Source organism: Sulfuricurvum sp., from assembly GCF_028681615.1.
Lineage (GTDB): Bacteria > Campylobacterota > Campylobacteria > Campylobacterales > Sulfurimonadaceae > Sulfuricurvum.
Genome location: NZ_JAQUHV010000001.1, coordinates 180,077 through 201,682, shown reverse-complemented (window position 1 = coordinate 201,682; position 21,606 = coordinate 180,077). Strand labels below are relative to the sequence as shown.

Here is a 21,606-nt window from a genome sequence, read left to right as displayed (position 1 = left end):
GAAGTCACTCGCTCTATAACCTAATCAAACACAACCGTCAGATTTTTTGGAAGAATGATATTTTTCAGCTGTTCTCTGGCTAAATAGAGATTATCTCCCTGAACATGCACTATCCCTTTCTCATAACTAACGCTTACAGACGATGCATTGACACGGCTAGCCATGAGGATATGAGAGAGGCGAAGAATGGCTGAGAGGGCATCTACGGTCGCATTATCGGGTAAAAGAGAACCATACCCCTCTTTTGCTATTAATGAGGAAGAGGAATGCCCTTTTTTAAACAACAGAAGATGAGATATTAGGACAATCTGCGAATGGCTTAATGCATAGTCCAATGCATTCATTGCCAAGTAGTGGCTGTGGCGCTGATACGCATAATAGCGGACTCCGACTCCGATAGAGAGCAATTTTGCCGCAATGACCAGTTCATATTGATAGATCGGATTGATATTCAATGGGGATGCAAGGAGTTCAAAAAGACGTTTGGATAAATGGGCGCATTGTAAACCGTGATTACTATGGATCGCATAGGTATCGAGCAGATAGCGGACACTCGGATTGTAATTGGCAGGGAACATGTCTCCCGAATTGCGGAGCAAATCGCTCAAAAATACCCCTTCACGTACTCCGACACCGCTGCAAACGAGTTGTGTGGTACACGTATGCCGGATTATACGCTCAAGGATCAATACGCCGGGTTTTATCGTATCAAAACGATCGGGCTTGATATAAAGTGAGCGAAGTTTCTTGGCCCCTGCCTCTAGAATTTGTCCGGTAAATCCTAAAAAGCGAGTGTCATCGGTACTGAATCCATGCAGTTTTCTCAAAGGATAATTTTCTTTTTTCATTAATGCACGGGTAATGGCCCGAAACGTTCCGCCGATTCCGATAAGAGTGTCTGCATTGAATTGAGGGAGCTGTTTAAGGGCTTCATCAATATAGGCGATTGCGCCTGGGATATTGTTTTGGTCAAAGAAGAGCTCTTTTATTCGAACCGTACCGATATTCAAGGAAAAGAGAGTCTCGACTTTACCGTTTCGAAGCAGAGCAAACTCACTCGATCCGCCTCCGACATCGACGGTGAGGGCATCCATCCGAGGCAGAAGATTCGCACAGGCGATCCCACCGAAATACGCTTCTTTTTCCCCTGAGATTACTTTGATGGAAAGATTGTGTTCACGTTGTATGCGGGAGAGAAATACGGAAGCATTGGGAGCATCACGCAAGGCAGAGGTTGCGACGCATAAAATTTTTCGTGCGTCAAAAGAACGGGCGATAGATAAAAATTCACCAATAGCTTTGGCCGTGCGGTCCATCGCCTCTTCTTGGAGAAAGCCGTTGTTAATATAGGCATGTTCGCTTATACGAACGGAACTTTTAACCTCATGAAGAATATGAAAAGCAAAACGGCTGGTCTTTTGAAATACCGCCAGGCGCATGGAATTGCTTCCTATGTCGATAACGGCGGTACATTTCGCCATATTACTCCTCTTCCTCTTGCAATTGCTTATGCTTATAGAGGAGTTCTTGCATAGTCTCTACATTATCCTTATCGGGGATAATACAATCAACAGGACATACTGCGATACAAGCAGGCTCATCGTAGGTTCCTACACATTCGGTACAACGGTCAGGATCGATGATATAAATCGGATCGCCCTCTTCAATCGCATCCATCGGGCACTCTTCACGGCATGCATCACATGCAATACATTCATCGACTATTAGTAATGGCATAGGTTAAACCCTCGATTAGTTTTCGTTTATGCGCGATTTATAGCGAAACGAACCTTTGAGCATTTTTAAACCTTTGAGATTTTACGTTGCGGAAGGACACAACACAGTTTCGAAGGGAGGACAAGTCGGGCACATGACCCGTCAACTCCGTCCTCACGATTGGTCAGGGTGATTTGCGCTCCGATGGCTTCAGCGGCACTTTTAGCTAAAAAGAGGCCGAGCCCAACCCCTGATTTATTCCCCTGCCGCTTAAACGGCGCAAAAAGATCCACGCTTTCATCGATTCCGCACCCTTCATCAATGACTTCAATGACGATTCCGACATCGTTGAGATAACTTTGAAAGAGGATGATTTTCCCCTCAGGAGTAAATTTCAGGGCATTTTGCAAGAAATTTTGGAGGATTTGATTAAGCAGGGTTACTTGAAGAACTGCCATAAACGAATCCGGCGTAAAATGGGTTTTAAGGGTTTTGTTTTCACTGTCTGCCAGCAAAGCGAAATCTCCTTCCCATTTTTTGAGTATCTGAATAATATCGGCTTCGACGGGAATTTCGAGTTGAGCCCCTTCCTGACGGCCGATATTCAAAATATTGGCGACAATTTTATTCATCTCATCGACACTTTTATTGGTAATGCGGATCGCTTCGATATACTCTTCGGGTGAGCGCTTTTTGATCAGGGTAACCTGATTTTTAAGTTTGATAACCGCCAACGGGGTTTTAAGCTCATGAGCCGCACCGATAAAGAGCTCTTTTTGATATTTCACAAAGTTTTGGATACGTGCCATCAGACGATTAAGCGTTTCGCCCAGAGGTTCGAACTCATCAGGGAGCTGCTCAACTTTGATCGGTCGGATCAGATGCTCGTTCATATTGGCTAAACGTCGGCTAAGTGCGGTAATCGGGGCAATCAGCATTTTTGAAAAGGCGATTGCATAGAGGATAATGACAACAAAACCGACTGCATTGATTATGAAAATGGAATTGAGAATTTTAGCCAAGAGCCGTTTTGTCGGCGTTATATCCCGGCTTACTTTGAGATAGGATGAGTGTTCAAAATCAAACGGATAGACCAATGTCAAGGTTGTTGTTTTATCTTTATGGAGCGTTTCATAAAAATCGAGATGTTCTACTTGCGATTTGAGAGTTACGAGTTCGACACTTAATCCCATGAGTGCGTCCGCATTGTTTTGCTGAGAGGATAAAAGAGATTTATAGGCAGAAATATTTTCGGCATACGTGATTAATTCGGCTTGTTTCTCATCGTAAATAGATTGTTTGATAAACAGATATAAAAAAGAGGAAAACAGGATAACCAATGCCGCCGAAGCGACAATGAGTTGGAAGAGAAAGCGTCGTCTTATACTTCTTTTGGAAAACAAAAGCGGTATCCACGGCGACGTACCGTCTCGATGGTTGTAATACCGAGAGGTTTATCCATTTTTTGACGGATTTGGTTGATTGCAACCTCGATAACATTCGGAGTAACGAGTTCAGGCTCTTCCCAAATCGCATCAAGCAATTGCTCTTTTGAAACGATTTGGTCACGGTGACGTGCAAGATGAGTCAATACTTCAAAAGGTTTCCCTTTGAGCTCGATCTCTTTTTCTTTATAGATGATTTTTTCCTCTTCAGGATTGATTGTCAAATCATCGATCTCGATGATGTTGCTGCCGCCGAAACGCAAACGTGCTTCGACACGGGCAACAAGTACGTCAAAATCGAACGGTTTACGGATGTAATCATCAGCACCGGCGCGAAGCGCTTCAATTTCACTTTCGTTATCATCACGCGCAGAAAGAACGACGATTACGGTTTTAGGGGTGTTGGTTTTAATGTCAGGGATTATATCGATGCTATTGCCATCCGGCAGCATCCAATCCATCAAGATCAAGTCATAGTTACGGATATCGAGATAGTACTCTCCGTCTTTCAAAGTCTCGACGACATCGCTTTGGTAACCGAACTCTTTTAGCCCTTCTGCGAGGGTTTTGTTGAGGGTTACTTCATCTTCAATGATCAGAATGCGCATTCACGCTCCTCGGTGCGAAATTTTCCGGAAATGATACCACAATTTTAGGAAAATTTAAACTATTTTTCAATTTATTTTAAATATTGGAATTTTTAAAAACGAAAATAGTGCTTCTCGGAGAGAAATTTCCTCTCATGCAAAGAGAGGAAAAGAATTTATTTTGCAGGATTCGGGATGATTTTGATTTCGACGCGACGGTTGGCTTCACGTCCGGCCGGAGTATCGTTTGTCGCTATCGGTTTGCTTTCGCCGTATCCGACGGGACTGAGACGTGTGCTTTCTACCCCTCTGTTGATGAGCGCCGTTGTAACGCTTTGAGCGCGCAGTTCGGAGAGTTTAAGATTGTCCGCATCGCTTCCGACATTGTCAGTATGCCCTTGGACCTCAATTTTGGTTTCAGGATATTTGATCATGACATTGGCAATATCATCCAAGACTGGATTAAAGTTAGGCTTGATTACTGCTTTGCCCGTATCAAAGGTAATGCCGCCCGGCATATTGAGGTTGATCGTATCGCCTTGACGTTGTACCGCTACGCCGCTTCCTTTGAGCTCTTTATTAAGTTCCTCTTGCTGTTTGTCCATATAATACCCGATTCCTCCTCCGGCCGCCGCGCCGATAGCACCTCCGATGAGGATCCGTTTGGCACTGTGATTACCTGTAGCCGCTCCGGCAGCCACACCGACAAGCCCTCCGATAAGTGCACCGCTTTGTGTTTTAGAAAGACCGGTTTGGGTTTCAGCACATCCGATAAATAAGAGTCCTGCTGTTAAAAGTGATAAGACGTTACGTGTCATGGTTGTTCCTTTATCTGGGTAAGAGTTTTATAGAGGGATTATATCGTGCAAACGTGAATCAATTGTTGACGCGGTGAGGGTTAATAGTGTGTTGCGTGTTGTACGCCAACACTGCAATTGGGGAGAATTGTCGGTTTTCGTATGGTTAATAAAAGCTCTTTTATCAGAGGAAAGTGTTCTTTGAGCGTCGCGTTCAGAACTTCGAGGGCGGTTTCGATAAGTTCAAACCGCTCTTTGTGCATTGTCGTTTCAATCATTTCCGCCACTTCGGCATAATTGATAAAATGACCCTCAGAATAAGGGTAGTCGATTATGCAATCGATGTGAACTTTTTGAGCTGTTGTGCGCTCATGTTCGAGGATCCCGATGATAGTGTCAAAGGTAAGGTTCTCGATCAGGATTTTCATGCAACCCGTTTCTCTTCCCCTTGGAAAAGACGGATGAAATTCGGGATGTGTTTGTAAAATAAAATAAAGGCGATGAACAGTACCGGCGCATGGAACATAGCAGGGTAAAGGACGAAAGACGCTATCACGAGGGCTAAGAGTCCGAGCATCGATGAAAGAGATGAAATACGGATCGTTTTAGCCGCAACTCCCCATACGACAAGAGCGATGAGGGTTGGAATCGGAAGCATGACCATCATGACTCCCATTCCGGTTGCAACCCCTTTGCCCCCTTCGAACCACAAATAAGGGCTGAAACAGTGACCGATGACGGCAAGAACGGCAACAAGCCATTGGACACTCTCATCCATTCCGTAATATTTTGCGGCGAGGACAACGGCGATTCCTTTGAGTGCATCGAGAGCGAGCGTTGCGGCACCGAGTTTTTTAGCCAATGACGGATTGGTCTCTTTGACGACACGAAGAACGTTCGTTGCACCGATGCTTTGAGAACCCGATTCTTTGACGTTGACTCCGGCAAACACTTTTGCGAGAATCAGTCCGAACGGGATACCTCCGAGCAGGTAGGCGATTAGGTAAAACTGAACATTGTGATTAAATAAAAAATCCATTAGGTTCCTTTTTGGGATAAACAAGTCGATATTATAATTCACCGATGGTTACAACTGCCTAAAAAAGTGCTTAAGAAAGTTTTCCCTTCAAGGAGTGGGCGATATGAGTTTGGTTATAATAACAGCTTTACCGAATAGAGAAGGAATACGGGTTTGAATACCGAAGAATTAAAACAAAAAATTATTGATCTTAAAAGCCGTCTCAGTGTCACCGTTGTGGCACACTTCTATCAGCGTGATGAAGTGTTTGAGATGGGAGATATCACGGGCGATTCTCTCGAATTGGCAAAACGTACGATGGCGGACGATAAAGAGTTTGTCGTATTTTGCGGTGTCGGATTCATGGGGCAAAGCGTTAAAATCCTCAGTCCGCACAAACGGGTCGTAATGCCAAAAGTCGCCTGCTGCGCGATGGCAAAAATGATCGACGGGCTCTATTATGACCAATCGATCCAGAAACTCGAAGATGCGGGGATCAAAGCGGAAGATATTTTACCGATCACCTATATCAATTCCGACGCTGCCGTAAAAGCCCGCGTCGGGAAAATGGGGGGGATGGTCTGCACCAGCTCCAACGCCAAAACGATTATTACCAAAGCACTCGCCGAGGGGAAAAAGATCCTTTTTGTCCCTGACCGCTGTTTGGGTCAAAACATCGCCAATATGATGGGACTCAAATCGTGCGTCATCGGAGACGGAACCGATCCGAAAGAGGCCGATATCATCTGTTATGACGGTTTTTGCTCCGTTCATCAGCTCTTCAGTGTCGACGACATCGAGTTCTATCGTAACAAATATCCGGGGATTTTGATCGCCGTTCATCCGGAATGCGATCCTGCTATCTGTGATCGTGCCGATTTCGTCGGATCGACGTCGCAGCTCATCAAGTACATTACGGAACTTCCTGCCGATCAAAAGGTGGCGGTAGGAACCGAGTTTAACATGGTCAACCGTCTGCGCCCTAGTAACACGTATATTCTTTCAAGTACCAAGCCTGAATGTCCGACGATGAACGAGACGACACTGGAAGATTTGTATCTCGCCCTCAAAGCGATCGAAGACGGTGCTCCGATCAATGAGATCGAGGTGGATGAAGATACGGCGTACTGGGCAAAAGTTGCACTTGAGAGGATGATGGCGCTATGATCGAACAATTTATCCGTGAAGTGTTAGCCGAAGATGTAGGGCGTGGGGATTTGTATGCGCGCGTTTCTCAGGCTGTTCCCGCATCTGCGAAAATTATTGCCAAGAGTGACGGTGTTTTAGCGGGAGAAGAATATCTGCGTGTACTGGCTGAACTCGAAAAGTTCAATATGGTATCGTATAAACGTGACGGCGAACGATTTGTAAAAGGAGACGTAGTGTTGAGTCTCAGCGGCGATTCGCATACCCTTCTTCGTATAGAGCGTACTTTGCTGAATATGCTGCTGCATGCCAGCTCGATTGCGACATTGACTCGTCAATACGTCGATTTGATCGCACCTTATGGAACCAAACTTCTCGATACCCGAAAAACCCGTCCTCTTCTGCGTAATTTTGAAAAATACGCGAGCCGTATCGGCGGAGCGACGAACCATCGGATGGGATTGGACGATGCCCTGATGCTCAAAGATACCCATCTCAAAACGATAGATGATTTGGATGCATTTATGGCGGAAGCACGTAAAAAAATCCCATTTACCTCAAAAATCGAGATTGAAGCGGAAGATTTTGAGATGGCTAAACGTGCAATGCAGGTGGGAGCCGACATCGTAATGTGTGACAATATGACACCTGAACAGCTTCGTGAAGTGGTGGAGTACAAATGGGAACATCATAGCAGCGTCTTGCTCGAAGCGAGCGGGAATATCACCCTGGAGACGATTGCGGAATATGCTAAAACGGGGGTGGATGCGATCAGTACCGGCTCGATGATTCATCAGGCCAACTGGATCGATATGTCGATGAAAATGGATTAATACGTGGCCGACGATCAAGAAAAGACTGAAGAACCCACCTCCAAGAAGATTGAAGACGCCCGAGCGGAAGGGAATGTCGCCAAGAGTCAGGATATTGTCGGGGTTCTCGTTTTATTCGTCGCTATTTTGGGATTGATTATGATGTTTACGTTTATTGCGGATCGTATTCTCAATCTTTCACGCTATTATTTTTCCCTTATGGGACAGCCGTTGACGAGAGAGTTGATGTTTGATATGGCATTTGTCACATTTCGGGAATTTTTGATTATGGCATTGCCGATCAGTATCATCGTTGCGGTTGCAGGAGTCGCAGGGACGGTAGCTCAAATCGGATTTAATTTTACGACAAAACCGTTAATGCCGAATTTTTCCAAACTCGATCCGATCAAAGGGCTCGGAAATATGTTTACTCTGCAAAAAGTGCTTGAATCGATTAAAATCACCCTTAAATCATTTACGGCGTTGGGGATCGGATTTTTGTTTTTTTGGTATTACATCCAAGAACTGCCGACTGTAGCGCTTTTTACCCTGCAAGATCAGATGGGATGGCTTCGGGATAAAGTGATCGTGCTTGCCGCAGTCATGCTCATCATCATTACTTTTTATGCACTGATCGATCTTTTCCTCACTCGAAAACAATATTTTGACAAACTCAAAATGTCGAAACAAGAGATTAAAGACGAATTTAAAAATATGGAAGGGGATCCGCATATCAAGGCAAAAATACGCCAGATTCAGTTTCAGGCGGCACGTAAGCGGATGATGGCTTCTGTCCCTACCGCGGATGTGGTGATTACGAATCCGACCCACTATGCGGTCGCAATCAAGTATGATGAGACGAAGCACAATGCTCCCGTCGTTGTGGCAAAAGGGGTGGATAATATTGCTATACAGATCAAAAAAATCGCACGCGAAAACGGAGTCCATATCGTCCAAAACCCTCCGCTCGCACGATCGCTTTATAAAGAGGTCGAGATTGACCGGGCAATCCCCGATATGATGTTTGCCGCTGTAGCAGAGGTGTTGGCTTACGTGTATAAAATGGGCAAAAAACGCAAGGAGACGCCGTAATGGATCGCTGGGTTAAGCTTTTTGCGAATAAAAAGACGATTGCCGCGGTATTTTTGGTCATTATGATGATCTTAGGGGTTGTTCTGTGGCAGTTGGATAAAAAAGTGACGTCGCAAACGCTGGAACGGCTGAGCGATCAGCTCTCATTGGCTCTTAATAACCAGCTTGAAAAAGAGCGTTCGACAGCATTGCGTTATGCCCTCATCCTCTCCCAAAATACGGCACTCAACGATGCATTGGAAAATGATGATGAGGACAAAGGATTCAAAATCCTCTCGGAGGGGATGGAATCGATTAAGGTCAATACGGATGCGTTGATACGTTCTCAGGTTATCACCTCGGATTATATTATTTTCGCCCGCAGCTGGGATAACTCGTATGCGGGGATGCCGCTTGAGTTTCTTCGCCCCGATTTACTCTATTTCCAAACCCACAGAAATCCCCGCTCGGCGATCGAAGTGGGGCGTAAACTTGGGGTGAAAGCAACAGTTCCGGTCTATCGCAGTGATAAAATGCTCGGATTTGTCGAAGTCGTCTCCTTTTTTGAATCGACACAGGACTATTTCGATCGGTTAGGGGTTAAAATGTATGTTTTAATGGATGCACAATTTTATGATACGGCCGTATTTATGCAAGAAAACCCCGCTATCGGGAAAGAATATATTTTGGCGAATCCAAAATACACCCAAAGTGACCTGAAACTTTTGGGAGGGGTCAATTTTAATGTTCTTAAGCATAGCCGTGTCATCTCCAGCGGAGGACGTTATCTCTTTTATGAACCGATGAAGAACGGAGCAGGAGAAACAATCGGCGCATTCGTCTTCTCTCTTTCTCCGAAGCAGATTAAAACCTATGCCCATTCGGACGAAGAAGATATTTCATTCCTAATCCATCTTTCACGTAATGAGCTTTATGATGTCATGGTCAAAAAATCGTTTGATAATGCATTGTTCCAAAGCGTGTACGATAAAGATCTCCTCTACCTCAAAGACACGGTGGCTCCTGAAGATCGGGAGCTGTTTTTACAGGAGGCGCATGATCGCTTGGATGCCTACTCAAAAGAAGAGTTGATCGGAATCATGTTGGATTATAAAGTGAACAAAAAGATAAAAGGGGAGATTCGATGAGAGTATTGTTACTGGAAGATGAATACATGCTACGCGTCAGCATCACCGAATTTTTGGAAGATATGGGGTATGAAGTATCAGGGTTTTCCAACGGAGAAAAAGCGTTTGACGCTATTTATGAAACCCATTTCGATCTTTATCTTCTCGATGTGAACGTTCCGGGTATGACCGGATTTGAATTGCTGCGGACGCTGCGCAAAGAGGGGAATAAAACTCCGGCTATTTTCCTCACCTCTATGGTAAACGTCAGTGATTTGCAGGAAGGGTACAAATCGGGATGCTGTGACTATATCCGCAAGCCTTTCGATCTGACCGAATTGCAGATACGGATCATGCATGCACTCAAAAGCTATTATCACGACGGGGAAAACAAAATCGATTTCGGTTCGGATCTGATTTATGACACTGAAAATTTTACGTTAACTCATAACGGCCAGAATATCGCACTCAGTAAAACCGAAAAAGAGATTTTTACGGTTTTGTTGAAACACACCAATCAGGTGGTATCGGTCGAAATGTTTCAGGATGAAATATGGGGAGAATATGTCGATCCGGCAAACATACGGGTACAGATCAACAACTTGAGAAAAAAGCTCCCGATTGAGATCATTCAAAATCGGCGCGGGCTGGGATACATCATTGAACGATAATTTCTACGCACTGAAAAACGCTTTTTTTTATACGATGCTCGTTGCGGTATTGCTGTTGGCACCGACGTATCTGTATGTCACTTATATGAAATACGTGTATGAGATACAGTATGAGTTTAAACTAAAGCATCAATCGCATCTGATTTTACGAACGATGGAAGAGTTTGACCCGAAAGAGACGCAGCCTTTTGATTACCCGAGGTTTCGTTCGTTTCAGTCGGGATTATATGATGAACATTTTAAACCTGTTTTCAGCCTCATTGATAAGCCTCTGGAACTACAGGAAATCGGATATCATGTACAAAACGGATACGCCTATCTGATCGAGGCACTTCCGGAAGGGCGATATTTCGATGCATCGTATTTGGTAGTAGGGGGAGAACTGTCGTATGTGCGTATTTATCAGGATGTTGTCGTCATTCTCCTCTCTATCGCGGCACTAATATTTGTCCTTTCCCTCTTTTTTCTGGATCGGTTTGCCCTTCCGTTTCAGCGCGTTAACAAGCGGCTTGATCAGTTTATTAAAGACTCGATGCATGAGATCAATACGCCGCTCTCGATTATCAACGTCAATATCGATCTCTATAACCGTTCCAATCCCACCAATAAATATCTGCAGCGGATCAAAGCGGCAACCAAAACGTTGGCAACACTTTATAATGACATGGACTATCTGATCAAAAACGAGCGCTTGGCATTTGAATATGAGCGGATTGATCTGAGTCACTATCTGCAAGAGCGGATTGATTATTTTTCGGAAGTTGCCGCACTGAAAAACATTACGATTCAGCCCCGTATTGAAGAGGGTATTTTTATCGCATTTAATCCGACTCAGTTACAACGTATTATTGATAACAATCTTTCTAATGCGATCAAGTATTCGCATGAAGAGGGGACGATCACGGTTGTTTTAGAACATTTTGAGAATCGATGTGTAATGAGCTTTCAAGATAACGGTGTTGGGATTGAAGATGTGAACCGAATTTTTGAACGCTATTATCGGGAAAACCGTGACAAAGGCGGATTCGGTATCGGTTTGAATATCGTGAAGTCGATTATTGATAAAGCGGGCATCGAACTCAAAATCGACTCTATCTACGGTAAGGGGAGTACATTTAGCTACACTTTTTACCCACCTCTTTCTATTGACGCATAATTTCCTCTTTTTTTACATTAATTTTACACTCCTTCTTTACAATGCTAGGTGAACATTAGAACAAGGAGAGCCAATGCGAATAGCAATAATGCTTGGAATCGCCACCCTTTTGGGAGCGGCAGATTTATCGCAAGTGATCGAAAGCCCGGATGCGACGGCCATTTTAAAAAAAGATGCCCTTCCTGCACCGAAAGTGTATGCTATGCCGGCGGGATGTATCAGTGAAGATCCTGCCGTCATTGCACGAGGGAAGTATATTTTCCACAATCTAAATGGAAAAGATGCAAAAGATCCCGCGCCGGAAGGTCTCGTTAAAATCCTTCCTGACGGAAAAGAGAAACAATTCGGAAATTGTGTCGCGTGTCACAATATCGAAGGTGCAAAGGGCTATGGCAATATCGGACCCGATCTGAGCAACTATAAAGGGTTGTTTATGGACAGCGGTGCACGAAAAGCGGAGTTTGTTTACCAAAAAATTGCGGATGCTCGTGTCGACAATCCGGTTACCCATATGACGATCAACATGACCAATGGGTTGATGAATGAACGCGAAGTGTGTGATTTGACCTCTTATATCGTATCAAAAAAATAATTACCAAGGAGAAACTATGGAACGCAGATCATTTTTAAAAGGATTTGGAGTCGTAGCAGCGTGTACTGCTATGATGCCTCAAATTGCAAGTGCGGCGGATGAAGCAAAAAAGGTTGTAGGACCGAACGAGATGAATTACGATGCTGCAGTAGCGGCAATTACAGGTGGAAAACCGGTAACTCCATCTGCTAAAGTTGTTGTATCGGCACCTGAAATCGCAGAAAACGGTGCGGTTGTTCCGGTTAAAGTAAATGTAGAAAGCCCTATGACAAGTAAAGATTATGTCAAAGCGATTCATATCTTGGCATCTAAAAACGGAAATGTCCGATGTGCAAACATCTATCTTACCCCTGCCAACGGCGAAGCCTATTTCGGTACCCGTGTAAAACTCGGCGGGACTCAGGATGTTGTGGCGATTGCCGAAATGAGCGACGGAACATTCTTAAGTGCAAAGCAAAATGTCAAAGTAACCATCGGCGGATGCGGTTGATTATATAGTTTTTAACGCCATCGGAACACGCCCCGATTGGCTACGCTAGCCGCTAAGGCACTAAAGCTTGCCTCTATCGAGGCAGAAATGTAAATGAAAAAAGATAAAGGATAACCCATGGCAGAGATGAAAACACTGATTAAAATCAAACCAAAAGAGTACAAAGTAGGTGAAGTCGTCAAGATCGACTTTATGGCGATGCATCCGATGGAAACCGGAATGCGTAAAAACAAAGACACAGGCGAGATTATCCCTGCGCATTACATCAACGAAGTAAACTTTATGTTTAACGATCAGTTGATTACAAAGATGGTCATTTGGGAATCACTATCGGTCAATCCGTTATTCTCGATCAGTTTCAAAGTACCGGGTGCGGGAACACTTAAAGTCATTGCCAAAGATAACAAAGGGCAAAGCGTTGAGACCACTCAACAAATTAGCCCTAAAGGATAAATAATGCGTAAACTGTCTTTAAGTGCCGCATTGATTTGTCTGGCACTTTTGAGTAATTCCAATGCCGAAGAGAAAATGAGCATGAGCGACGCCGATAAAGCAATGTACGCTGAAATGCTTGAGAATAATCCGGCAGATATGGATATTGCTGAGGGTGAACAATTGTTTGGCGGCATGACTACTCTGGATGCCTATAGCAAAATGTTGGGTGTTAAAGAGAAAGATTTATCAAATTACATTGCCGGCTTTCCACGGTATGTCGATGCGGCAAAAAAAGTGGTGACACTCTCTCAAACGATCCAAATGGCGGCGGCTGATGCAGGCAAAACGGTTCCGAAATTAGAGAGCAAAGAGATGCTCAAAATGACTGCGTATGTCAAATCATTGGCGAACGGTAAAAAAACATCGATCGATGTCAAAGCTAACGCACAAATGAAAGAGATGATGAAGCTCGGTCAAGAAGTATTTGAAGAACGTCGCGGCGGTCGCGGTCTTTCATGTAACAGTTGTCACAGTCCAGACATCATCGGGCAGCGTCTTCGTATGCAACCGCTTCCGGATTTGGGTGTAAACAGAGCGGCAGGAACATGGCCGGCGTACCGTATGACAAAAAGCGAAACAACATTATTGGATAAACGTTTCCAACAATGTATGGATAATGCGTTGTTAGCAAAAATCCCGTTGGGTTCTCGTGAGATGGTAGGACTCGAAGTCTACATTACTAATAAAACAAAAGGCAACGAGATTCAAATCCCGGGCTTGAAACGCTAAGGGGGAGAGTATGGACGTATCACGCAGAGATTTTTTCCATATCGCCGCCGCACTAGGGATCGGTTTGCCGACTCTTGGTTCAGCCGCTTCAACCCCGAAACGGGCTGATGAGGTAGGGTTGAAAGATATTTATTCATTTAATGCCCGCGGAAATGTGACGCTGTTGCATATCTGTGATATGCATGCGCATATCAAACCGCTGTACTGGCGTGAGCCTTCGACACTGATTTCGGCACCGAATCTTACGGGAACTCCCGGATTTTTGTGCGGTGAATCGTTTTTAAAACATTACGGCATGAAAGGCAAAACGCTCGATGCCTATTTCGATACCCATATGAATTTTGATGCATTGGCACACAAATTCGGGAAAATGGGGGGGATCGCCCATATGAAAACCCTCATCAACCATATCAAAAAAGAGCGCGGGGCGGATAATGTCATGCTTCTGGACTCGGGTGATACATGGCAGGGTACAGGTCTGGCGCTCAAAACGACCGGTGAAGCAATCGTTAAAGCGCAAAATTACCTCGGTGTCGACGTTATGGTCGGTCACTGGGAATTTACCTATGGCAAAACACGGGTTAAAGAGCTGATCGAAATGCTAAATGCGACGTTTATCTCCCAAAATATCATCGGAGATGATTCATTTGCCGAAGATTTCGAAGAGTTGATTTTTAAACCATACACGATTCAAGAACGGGGCGGTGCGAAGATCGGTATCATCGGTCAGTCGTTTCCGTTTACCTCTACGGCAAATCCGAAAGAGTTTACCCAAGGGTGGAGTTTCGGTCTCCGTTTGGATACTCTTCAAACGTATGTCGATAAACTACGTAAAGAGGAAAAAGTGGACTGTGTTGTCGTGTTGTCGCATGACGGTTTCAGCGTTGACCAAGAGGTTGCGCGACAAGTCAAAGGGATCGATTTCATCCTCAGCGGACATACGCATGACCCGTCTCCTCAGCCGACGGTTATCAACGGTACGGTGATCGTGATTGCGGGAAGCCATGGTAAATATATCGGGCGTTTGGATATCGATATCAAAAACCATAAAGTCAAAGGGTATGAGTACAAACTGATCCCGGTAGCGGCAAACTTGATCCCGGCTGACCCTGAAGGGGTCGAATTGGTGAACTCTCTGTATGCTCCGCATGAGAAAGAGTTTAGCGAAGTACTCGGTGTGACCAAAAACATCTTGTACAAACGTGATACCTTCCATTCACCGTTCGACGAACTCATCAATGATGCGATCATCGATACGATGGATTCGGACATCTCGTTTACTCCGGGATATCGATGGGGAACGACGGTACTCGGCGGAGACGCGATTACTATGGACAGTGTCTATGATATGACGGCGATCACTTATCCTAATGTCTACACGTTTGAATTGACCGGTAAACATATCCGCTCACTCCTCGAAGATATTGCCGATAACGTGTTCAATCCGAACCCGCTGTATCAGCAAGGGGGGGATATGAGCCGTTTGGGCGGTGTTACGTACAGCATCAAAATCGGTGCACCGAGTGGTAAGCGTATCAGTAATATATTGGTCAAAGGGAAACCTTTGGATGATAACAAAACGTACAAAGTCTCTTCATGGGGCGGTAATTTGCAAAATGCAGGAACCAACCTACGAGAGTCTTTGACCCGTCCGGTTTATGATGTGACGGCATCGTACATCCGACGTCAAAAAAATGTCAATATCGACGGTCACAGCAATGTGGATATCCTCGATTACGATTGCGGTTGTCCTCGTAAAGGTTCAAAGGGCTGTTAAGCCCTGCGATGCATTAAAACTTAAGGAGTTAAGAATGAAAATGATGAAGATTAGTATGGCAGCAGCTGCCGCATGTTTATTGACGACGTCGGCGTATGCGCTTAAAACAGAAGATCGCGTGCTCAAAGATAATTATCAGGTTGAATATACTAAAGCGCCAGGTGATGTTAATTCATTCACTGAAATGTTTACCAAAGGAGAAGTTTATGGACGCCTTCGTTCGAACATGTTTTGGTATGATTGGGAAAATGAAGATTTGACAAACAGTGATATTTATAAACGTACTCATGACAATAATCAATGGGGTCTTGGAGGAAGTCTAGTTTATAAAACAGGATTTTTTAAAGGCTTTGGTGCAACAGTCGGATTTTACGGAACGGTTCCGATGGTAGGCGAAAATACTGTCAGCAACACTACAAATACACTTACTGCTAACTATGGAAAATCAGGAAAAGATACTTATCGTACACGTCCGGATGGTACAGAAGCATCCATTGGTGTATTTGCTGAAGCGTACGGAGAGTATAAACACGGCAAAACCGATGTCAAAATCGGGCGTCAAGGGATCGATAGTATTATGCTCGCGACCAATGACACAAAAATGATTCCAAATACGTTCGAAGCAGCGGTTATGGAGAATAAAGACCTTCCAAATACAACACTACGTGCAGGTTATATCATGAGCCAAAAGCTACGTGACCACCAGGAATTTCATAGTATATTAGCTTATGATCAAGGAGACACATCTGTTGCAGTGAAGGGTGATAAAGTCTACGAGAATGATGATTCTGGTGTTCATAAAGGTCTTAGTGTTTATAACATCCGTCAAGCTGGAGGGGATGTAGATCCTGAAATGCTATTACTAACGGCTTCTAACAAATCGATTTCTAATTTGAAACTTGATGCTGAATATGTAGGAATCAGCGGATTTTTCAATACCCTTGTGACTGAAGGCAATTATAAGATTAAAGTGAACGATGCATGGACACTGACTCCTGGTGTCCGATATCTTCGTCAGATGGATGACGGTGCCGGTGCGATTGGGGGCGCTGCTTTGAGTGGTAATGTAGTTGCTTTTAATAGTAGTGGTCTTCCTGATGCTGCAAAACGTGCTAATGCACGTGCAAACTATACGAATCCTGATAGTGTAGACGGAAGTATCATTATGGCACGTCTCGTGGCGGAAAACGGTCCTCTCGCATTACAAGTTGGATATTCAAAAGTAGCCAATGACGCTGATATCATCGCTCCGTGGCGGGGATTTCCTACAGGTGGGTATACCCGTTCGATGGCACAGGTAGACTGGATTGCTAACACTAAAAGCTGGGCTGTAAAAGCAACGTATGATTTTGGAAAAGCTGGCATTATCGAAGGTTTCAAAGTAGCCGCCGATTATGAGAATATGAATTTTGATGAAGGAAAAGCTTATTCTAGCGGATTCTCAGATCGTGATATTTTTCATGTTGATATGTGGAAAACATTCAAAGAAATTCCAAATACTGAGTTTAAATTCCGCTTTGCAACAGTAAATGCGGACAACCTGTATACGGGAACAAGCCCTGTTCTTGGGACTCAAGCAACAACGGATTATGCATCATATGATGAATACCGTTTCGAGATCAACTACCTCTTTTAAGGGATAAAGGATGCGATTTTTATTGCTTTTATGTATCTTCGTTATCGGGCTCAGTGCGTATGAACTGCCGCTGAGCCCAAAACAGATCACTTCCGAAGTGACCTGTTTTTTCGGTATGCCCGAAGCGATGAATACGACTAATAACGGCAATATGGTTAACACCTGTTATCTTGATACGGCGAAGGGCTATGTTGTTATCGACAGCGGCTCTTCGTATAATTATGCGGCATCGGCATTCAAAAAGATGCAAGCGATCAAACCGTTACCGGTTCTTCTGGTAGTTAACACGCATGTACATGACGATCATTGGCTCGGGAACGGGTTTTTTACCCAAATGGGAGTTAGAGTTTTGGGTTCAGAAGATTTCAAAGTGAACGCGGATACGCGTGAACCGACCCGAATGCAAACCTATATCTCTCCCGAAGCGTATGCTAAAACTGTTCCGACACTGCCGTCTGAGATAATTACTTCGGATGAAAATCTGAGTATCGGGGATCAGATTCTGGAATTTCATTTTATGAAACAGCGGGCACACACCGCCAAAGATATGGTACTATTTGTCCCAAAGGCCCAAGTTCTGTTTGCCGGAGATCTTGTCTTCAATGATCGTGTCCCCTCTCTCAAGGGGGGAGATATCAACGGCTGGATTTCAGCACTGGATGAGTTAAAGGGTTACAGTGCCAAAACGATTGTCGGTGGGCATGGATATCGTACCGATAAAGGTGCAATCGATATGACTTATGCGTATTTAAGCGAGATGCGCAGTGAAATCCGAAAAGCTCTTGATGAGGGATTAGGGATAGAAGAGACAATCGATAAAGTCAAAATGCCGGCTTTCCAAACGTTGCATATGTACGATTCAATGCACCGAGGAAATGTAGAAGCAGCGTATCGAACGTTGGAATGGGAGCAAAAATGAAAAAGATAATGATCTTGTTGTTGGTATTGGCATCTGCTGTGTTTGCGGATACCCGCTTGGCTGAGCCGGTGCCGTCAATAGACAAACCCAGAGAGGTTGTTTTAGGGGTGAGCTCCGGAGATGATGAGACGATTCAGCATGTCCTTAGCACCGCGAACAATGTCTTAAAGTTTTACGGTCCGGAAAAAGTGCATATGCGCATTGTTGCGTATTATCACGGTATACGTACCGTCTTGAAAAGAGAGAAAGAATTCGCCCCGCGTGTTGATGCACTTCAACAATACGGGGTTGAATTTGTTGCGTGCGGAAATACTATGCGTACTAAAAATATTCAACCCTCAGAATTAATCGACGGGGTTGAGATTGTCAGTGCCGGTATCGCAGAAATTATAGAGCGTTCCGCTGAGGGCGCCGTTTATATCCATCCATAAGGAGTTTTAGTATGAAAGCAATTGTACTAGTAGTGTTAGCGGGATTTTTGTCCCTTTTTGGGGGTGACTTACACCTTTTCAGCGCGCCTAACGCCGATGGAAAGCTGACCCCGACAATGATTGAAAAAGCATTTGAGGCCAATGGTTTTGTGATAGCGGCAGACTCAGAGATGACGGGTCCGTTCAACAAACAATTCGGAGAAAGCGACTTTGCCGTATTTAATTTAATGACAGTTATCCCTAAAAAAGAGGCTGCCTCTTTGGTCAAAAGCCATCCGGACGGCGGTATTTTCGTACCGATGGGGGTAGGAATCTACCAACGTAAAGGTGAAAAAGATCTGCACGTATCCGTCTTGAGCGCCGATGCGATGCAAAAGATCGCCGGATTTAAAGCACCCGAATTTACTGTGATCGAAAAAAAGGTTTTTGCAACGCTAAAAACCGTTCTTCCGAAAACGACGAAACAAACAAAGAGCGCCACTTCATTACCGGCTGAAGGGAAGCTGTTGACCCGATTTGTGAAAAAGACCGATGTAAAAAACTGGCAAAGCGATAAAGACGATGCCGAAATGATGCTCGAAGAGGGGCTTAAACCTGCCGGATTTGTCCTTTCAAACTTTACCGATTATCAGTTCATGTTGACTGAAAACGGGGAGGAGAGTCCGTTTAGTTTTTACGATACATACTCCATCTGCAAGCTCAAAGTTATTTACACGGTAGCTAAAACCCGTCCGGAAGCATCGGCTTTTGCACCGTGTACATTGATGGTGTATAAGAAAAAAGATGCTGCTGAAATCGTTATGGGATTCCCGGGAGTTTATAACTGGATGAGCAGTGCCGCTGTGAATGATGCTGAAGCTAAAGAAGTGTTAATGCAAGCACAAAAAGATTTTGAAAGTGTTCTTCAAAGTACAGTGGAGTAGTTTAACTATTTCTTAATATTAATCTTCTTATACTGTCCACAATTGAGGTATAAGATGAAGAAGGCTTTTATTAGTGTTTTTTTTACCCTTTTAACTTGTATTGTACCTCTTCATGCTTTATCCGCTTCTGCGGATAAACACCAAGTAGTCATAGGTGTCTTAGCCTTTCGCTCGAAAGAAGATACCCTAAATGAATGGACGCCTCTTGCTCATTATTTAGATCAGAAAATCCCTTCCCACTCTTTTATTATCAAGCCTTTTAGTTATAAAGAATTCAATGAAGCCGTTGCTAAAAAAGAGCTCGACTTCGCCTTTACCAATCCGGAACATTATGTCTATTTTTCGGCACTATACAATGCAACCAGAATTGCCACCCTTATACGTGCTAATGTCAGCGGTAATGAGCTCAAAGAGTTTGGAGGGGTTATCATATCCCGAAGCGATCGGAAGGACATTAATAACTTAGAAGATTTAAAGGGTAAAAATATAGCCGCTGTCGATGAACTCTCGTTGGGAGGGTATTTAGCGCAAAGCAATGTTTTACTTTCAAAGGGAATTGATATTTCTCGAAGTTCTAACGTAACATTTACCGATATGCCGCATGACAAAGTTGTCTATATTGTTGAAAGCGGTTCTGCGGATGCGGGATTTATCCGTACCGGCGTTTTGGAAAAGATGGCAAAAGAGGGAAAAATCAATCGGGATGATTTTAAAATTATCAACCCTCAGAAAATCGAAAATTTCCCTCAGGCCCTCTCAACGCAGCTTTACCCGGAATGGCCGTTTGTAGCGTTCAAAGAGACAGATCCCGAATTAGCCAATCAGGTTGCAGTTGCATTGCTCTCGCTTCCGCGCGGATCAGAAATACCGAAAAACGCCGGTTATTATGGCTGGAGTGTTCCTCTTGCGTATGAGGGGATACGGGCCATTATGGAAGAGATGAGAGTTCCCCCCTTTGATAAAACCCCGGCATTTACGGTGAATGACGTTATCCGAAAATATGCAGTGAGTATTATTGTGTTATTGGGGACATTAAGTGCGATCTTGCTTTTTTTAGCATACCGATTGCGAAAACTGACTAAAACACTTAAAAAAGAGTCTCAGGCATTGGAAGAACAGATCACTATTCGAGAAGAGACGCAAAAATATCTCAGACGGATTGCCAATGTTTTTCATAATTCCCGTGAGGGTATTATCATAACCGATGCGTCTAAGATTATTATCGACGTCAATGAAGCTTTTTGCGGATTAACGGGTTATACACGAGAAGATGTGATCGGGAAAAAACCGATTATTTTGCGCTCAGGACGGCATAGCCCGTTTTTTTACGCTCAAATCGATCAGGCGCTAGAGAGAGAAGGATCATGGCGCGGCGAGATTTGGAATAAGAAAAAAAGCGGGCAGGAATATGCTGAGTTTTTACGTGTTGATGCTGTACGCAATACGGATGGCGATATTGAAAATTATATCGGTATTTTCAGCGATATTACGGAACATAAAAAACAAGAAGAGCAGCTTCATCGTTTGGTCAATTACGATCCGCTGACCAATCTTCCTAACCGTCATATGTATATGACATTGGCGGAACAGATGCTGGCTTTTTCCAAACGAAAAGGCTCCAAAGCCATTGTGGCTTTTTTGGATTTGGACGGATTTAAACAGGTGAATGACGGATACGGTCATGCAATGGGAGACCGAATTTTACAGAAGGCGGGAGCGCGGTTAGCTCAACAACTGCGTCAAAGTGACATTATCGCCCGTATGGGCGGGGATGAGTTTGTGATTCTTCTAAGCGATATTAACAGTGAAGACGCGCATGAGCTTTTGGTACGGATACTCGAAGCGTTAAAAGAGCCGATTGAGGTAGATGGAATAACAATAACGATCGGTGTCAGTATCGGTGCGACGTTATTCCCGGATGATTGCGAAGAAATCGATATTCTTCTCCGTCACGCCGATGCAGCAATGTACCGATCCAAAGAGATGGGACGTAACCGTATTACCTATTATACTTCTGAAGAAATAAAGCTTGATATTTAACTAGGAAACAGACGGGTAAAAGCATGTT

Annotated in this window: 23 protein-coding genes; 16 read left to right on the top strand and 7 right to left on the bottom strand. The window is 44.2% G+C overall.

Translation table 11 applies throughout. The annotated features are described in order from the left end of the window. Positions 1-20 precede the first annotated feature (20 nt). From PHE37_RS01065 to plsY, 7 genes are all read right to left on the bottom strand, one after another. A complete protein-coding gene (locus tag PHE37_RS01065) occupies positions 21-1,481 on the bottom strand; it encodes a Ppx/GppA phosphatase family protein (RefSeq protein WP_299996476.1) in 1,461 nt (486 codons plus the stop codon). A 1-nt stretch (position 1,482) separates the two neighbouring features. Further along, positions 1,483-1,737 carry a YfhL family 4Fe-4S dicluster ferredoxin gene (locus tag PHE37_RS01060; RefSeq protein ID WP_295013171.1) on the bottom strand — a complete coding sequence of 85 codons (255 nt, stop codon included), beginning with the start codon at positions 1,735-1,737 and terminating at the stop codon, positions 1,483-1,485. A 65-nt stretch (positions 1,738-1,802) separates the two neighbouring features. Beyond that, entirely contained in the window at positions 1,803-3,119 is a 1,317-nt protein-coding gene (locus PHE37_RS01055) for a HAMP domain-containing sensor histidine kinase (protein ID WP_300008099.1), read from the bottom strand. After that, positions 3,098-3,769 (bottom strand): homeostatic response regulator transcription factor HsrA, encoded by a 672-nt coding sequence (hsrA, locus tag PHE37_RS01050; RefSeq protein ID WP_299927184.1) that lies wholly within the window; start codon positions 3,767-3,769, stop codon positions 3,098-3,100. The genes PHE37_RS01055 and hsrA overlap by 22 nt, the downstream gene beginning before the upstream one ends. A gap of 155 nt (positions 3,770-3,924) precedes the next feature. After that, positions 3,925-4,566 (bottom strand): OmpA family protein, encoded by a 642-nt coding sequence (locus PHE37_RS01045; protein ID WP_299997289.1) that lies wholly within the window; start codon positions 4,564-4,566, stop codon positions 3,925-3,927. Between the two features lie 80 nt (positions 4,567-4,646). Next, positions 4,647-4,973, bottom strand: coding sequence for a dihydroneopterin aldolase (locus PHE37_RS01040; protein ID WP_299997292.1), 327 nt, complete (start codon positions 4,971-4,973; stop codon positions 4,647-4,649). Further along, positions 4,970-5,584, bottom strand: coding sequence for a glycerol-3-phosphate 1-O-acyltransferase PlsY (gene plsY / locus PHE37_RS01035; protein ID WP_299997295.1), 615 nt, complete (start codon positions 5,582-5,584; stop codon positions 4,970-4,972). Before plsY ends, PHE37_RS01040 begins: the two co-directional genes overlap by 4 nt. Before the next feature lie 153 nt (positions 5,585-5,737). Here plsY and nadA point away from each other — a divergent pair, with 153 nt between their 5' ends. The 16 genes from nadA to PHE37_RS00955 all read left to right on the top strand — a co-directional run bounded on the left by nadA (position 5,738) and on the right by PHE37_RS00955 (position 21,578). Then, positions 5,738-6,730 carry a quinolinate synthase NadA gene (gene nadA, locus PHE37_RS01030; protein ID WP_299997298.1) on the top strand — a complete coding sequence of 331 codons (993 nt, stop codon included), beginning with the start codon at positions 5,738-5,740 and terminating at the stop codon, positions 6,728-6,730. Beyond that, positions 6,727-7,542: a carboxylating nicotinate-nucleotide diphosphorylase gene (gene nadC / locus PHE37_RS01025; protein WP_299997301.1), complete on the top strand. Its 816-nt coding sequence runs from the start codon at positions 6,727-6,729 to the stop codon at positions 7,540-7,542. The genes nadA and nadC overlap by 4 nt, the downstream gene beginning before the upstream one ends. A 3-nt stretch (positions 7,543-7,545) precedes the next feature. After that, positions 7,546-8,613: a flagellar biosynthesis protein FlhB gene (gene flhB / locus PHE37_RS01020; protein WP_299997304.1), complete on the top strand. Its 1,068-nt coding sequence runs from the start codon at positions 7,546-7,548 to the stop codon at positions 8,611-8,613. Then, positions 8,613-9,740: a cache domain-containing protein gene (locus PHE37_RS01015; protein WP_299997307.1), complete on the top strand. Its 1,128-nt coding sequence runs from the start codon at positions 8,613-8,615 to the stop codon at positions 9,738-9,740. Before flhB ends, PHE37_RS01015 begins: the two co-directional genes overlap by 1 nt. Next, complete coding sequence (locus PHE37_RS01010; RefSeq protein ID WP_299927217.1) at positions 9,737-10,390, top strand: response regulator transcription factor; 654 nt, start codon at positions 9,737-9,739, stop codon at positions 10,388-10,390. Before PHE37_RS01015 ends, PHE37_RS01010 begins: the two co-directional genes overlap by 4 nt. Beyond that, positions 10,341-11,546, top strand: a complete 1,206-nt coding sequence (locus PHE37_RS01005) for a HAMP domain-containing sensor histidine kinase (protein ID WP_299997310.1) — start codon at positions 10,341-10,343, stop codon at positions 11,544-11,546. The genes PHE37_RS01010 and PHE37_RS01005 overlap by 50 nt, the downstream gene beginning before the upstream one ends. A 73-nt stretch (positions 11,547-11,619) precedes the next feature. After that, positions 11,620-12,138 (top strand): sulfur oxidation c-type cytochrome SoxX, encoded by a 519-nt coding sequence (gene soxX / locus PHE37_RS01000; RefSeq protein WP_299996090.1) that lies wholly within the window; start codon positions 11,620-11,622, stop codon positions 12,136-12,138. A gap of 16 nt (positions 12,139-12,154) precedes the next feature. Beyond that, positions 12,155-12,628, top strand: coding sequence for a thiosulfate oxidation carrier protein SoxY (gene soxY / locus PHE37_RS00995; RefSeq protein ID WP_299996088.1), 474 nt, complete (start codon positions 12,155-12,157; stop codon positions 12,626-12,628). A 117-nt stretch (positions 12,629-12,745) separates the two neighbouring features. Further along, on the top strand, positions 12,746-13,081 hold the full coding sequence (gene soxZ, locus PHE37_RS00990; RefSeq protein WP_299996086.1) for a thiosulfate oxidation carrier complex protein SoxZ: 336 nt from the start codon (positions 12,746-12,748) through the stop codon (positions 13,079-13,081). 3 nt (positions 13,082-13,084) lie between these two features. Then, positions 13,085-13,852, top strand: a complete 768-nt coding sequence (gene soxA, locus PHE37_RS00985) for a sulfur oxidation c-type cytochrome SoxA (RefSeq protein WP_299996084.1) — start codon at positions 13,085-13,087, stop codon at positions 13,850-13,852. 10 nt (positions 13,853-13,862) lie between these two features. Next, entirely contained in the window at positions 13,863-15,629 is a 1,767-nt protein-coding gene (gene soxB, locus PHE37_RS00980; protein ID WP_299996082.1) for a thiosulfohydrolase SoxB, read from the top strand. A 34-nt stretch (positions 15,630-15,663) separates the two neighbouring features. Further along, entirely contained in the window at positions 15,664-17,265 is a 1,602-nt protein-coding gene (locus PHE37_RS00975; protein WP_299996080.1) for an OprD family outer membrane porin, read from the top strand. Between the two features lie 10 nt (positions 17,266-17,275). After that, positions 17,276-18,184 (top strand): MBL fold metallo-hydrolase, encoded by a 909-nt coding sequence (locus PHE37_RS00970; RefSeq protein ID WP_299996078.1) that lies wholly within the window; start codon positions 17,276-17,278, stop codon positions 18,182-18,184. Then, entirely contained in the window at positions 18,181-18,615 is a 435-nt protein-coding gene (locus PHE37_RS00965; protein ID WP_299996077.1) for a DsrE family protein, read from the top strand. The genes PHE37_RS00970 and PHE37_RS00965 overlap by 4 nt, the downstream gene beginning before the upstream one ends. 11 nt (positions 18,616-18,626) lie before the next feature. Continuing rightward, positions 18,627-19,538, top strand: coding sequence for a DUF302 domain-containing protein (locus PHE37_RS00960; protein ID WP_299996075.1), 912 nt, complete (start codon positions 18,627-18,629; stop codon positions 19,536-19,538). Between the two features lie 54 nt (positions 19,539-19,592). Continuing rightward, positions 19,593-21,578, top strand: a complete 1,986-nt coding sequence (locus PHE37_RS00955) for a PhnD/SsuA/transferrin family substrate-binding protein (protein ID WP_299996074.1) — start codon at positions 19,593-19,595, stop codon at positions 21,576-21,578. The last annotated feature ends 28 nt before the right edge of the window (positions 21,579-21,606 follow it).

Bases quoted from the DNA above. Each gene is read 5' to 3' on its own strand.
- PHE37_RS01065 (WP_299996476.1), bottom strand. From the start codon at position 1,481: ATGGCGAAATGTACCGCCGTTATCGACATAGGAAGCAATTCCATGCGC.
- PHE37_RS01060 (WP_295013171.1), bottom strand. From the start codon at position 1,737: ATGCCATTACTAATAGTCGATGAATGTATTGCATGTGATGCATGCCGT.
- hsrA (WP_299927184.1), bottom strand. From the start codon at position 3,769: ATGCGCATTCTGATCATTGAAGATGAAGTAACCCTCAACAAAACCCTC.
- PHE37_RS01045 (WP_299997289.1), bottom strand. From the start codon at position 4,566: ATGACACGTAACGTCTTATCACTTTTAACAGCAGGACTCTTATTTATC.
- PHE37_RS01040 (WP_299997292.1), bottom strand. From the start codon at position 4,973: ATGAAAATCCTGATCGAGAACCTTACCTTTGACACTATCATCGGGATC.
- plsY (WP_299997295.1), bottom strand. From the start codon at position 5,584: ATGGATTTTTTATTTAATCACAATGTTCAGTTTTACCTAATCGCCTAC.
- nadC (WP_299997301.1), top strand. From the start codon at position 6,727: ATGATCGAACAATTTATCCGTGAAGTGTTAGCCGAAGATGTAGGGCGT.
- PHE37_RS01015 (WP_299997307.1), top strand. From the start codon at position 8,613: ATGGATCGCTGGGTTAAGCTTTTTGCGAATAAAAAGACGATTGCCGCG.
- PHE37_RS01010 (WP_299927217.1), top strand. From the start codon at position 9,737: ATGAGAGTATTGTTACTGGAAGATGAATACATGCTACGCGTCAGCATC.
- soxX (WP_299996090.1), top strand. From the start codon at position 11,620: ATGCGAATAGCAATAATGCTTGGAATCGCCACCCTTTTGGGAGCGGCA.
- soxY (WP_299996088.1), top strand. From the start codon at position 12,155: ATGGAACGCAGATCATTTTTAAAAGGATTTGGAGTCGTAGCAGCGTGT.
- soxZ (WP_299996086.1), top strand. From the start codon at position 12,746: ATGGCAGAGATGAAAACACTGATTAAAATCAAACCAAAAGAGTACAAA.
- soxA (WP_299996084.1), top strand. From the start codon at position 13,085: ATGCGTAAACTGTCTTTAAGTGCCGCATTGATTTGTCTGGCACTTTTG.
- soxB (WP_299996082.1), top strand. From the start codon at position 13,863: ATGGACGTATCACGCAGAGATTTTTTCCATATCGCCGCCGCACTAGGG.
- PHE37_RS00975 (WP_299996080.1), top strand. From the start codon at position 15,664: ATGAAAATGATGAAGATTAGTATGGCAGCAGCTGCCGCATGTTTATTG.
- PHE37_RS00970 (WP_299996078.1), top strand. From the start codon at position 17,276: ATGCGATTTTTATTGCTTTTATGTATCTTCGTTATCGGGCTCAGTGCG.
- PHE37_RS00965 (WP_299996077.1), top strand. From the start codon at position 18,181: ATGAAAAAGATAATGATCTTGTTGTTGGTATTGGCATCTGCTGTGTTT.
- PHE37_RS00960 (WP_299996075.1), top strand. From the start codon at position 18,627: ATGAAAGCAATTGTACTAGTAGTGTTAGCGGGATTTTTGTCCCTTTTT.
- PHE37_RS00955 (WP_299996074.1), top strand. From the start codon at position 19,593: ATGAAGAAGGCTTTTATTAGTGTTTTTTTTACCCTTTTAACTTGTATT.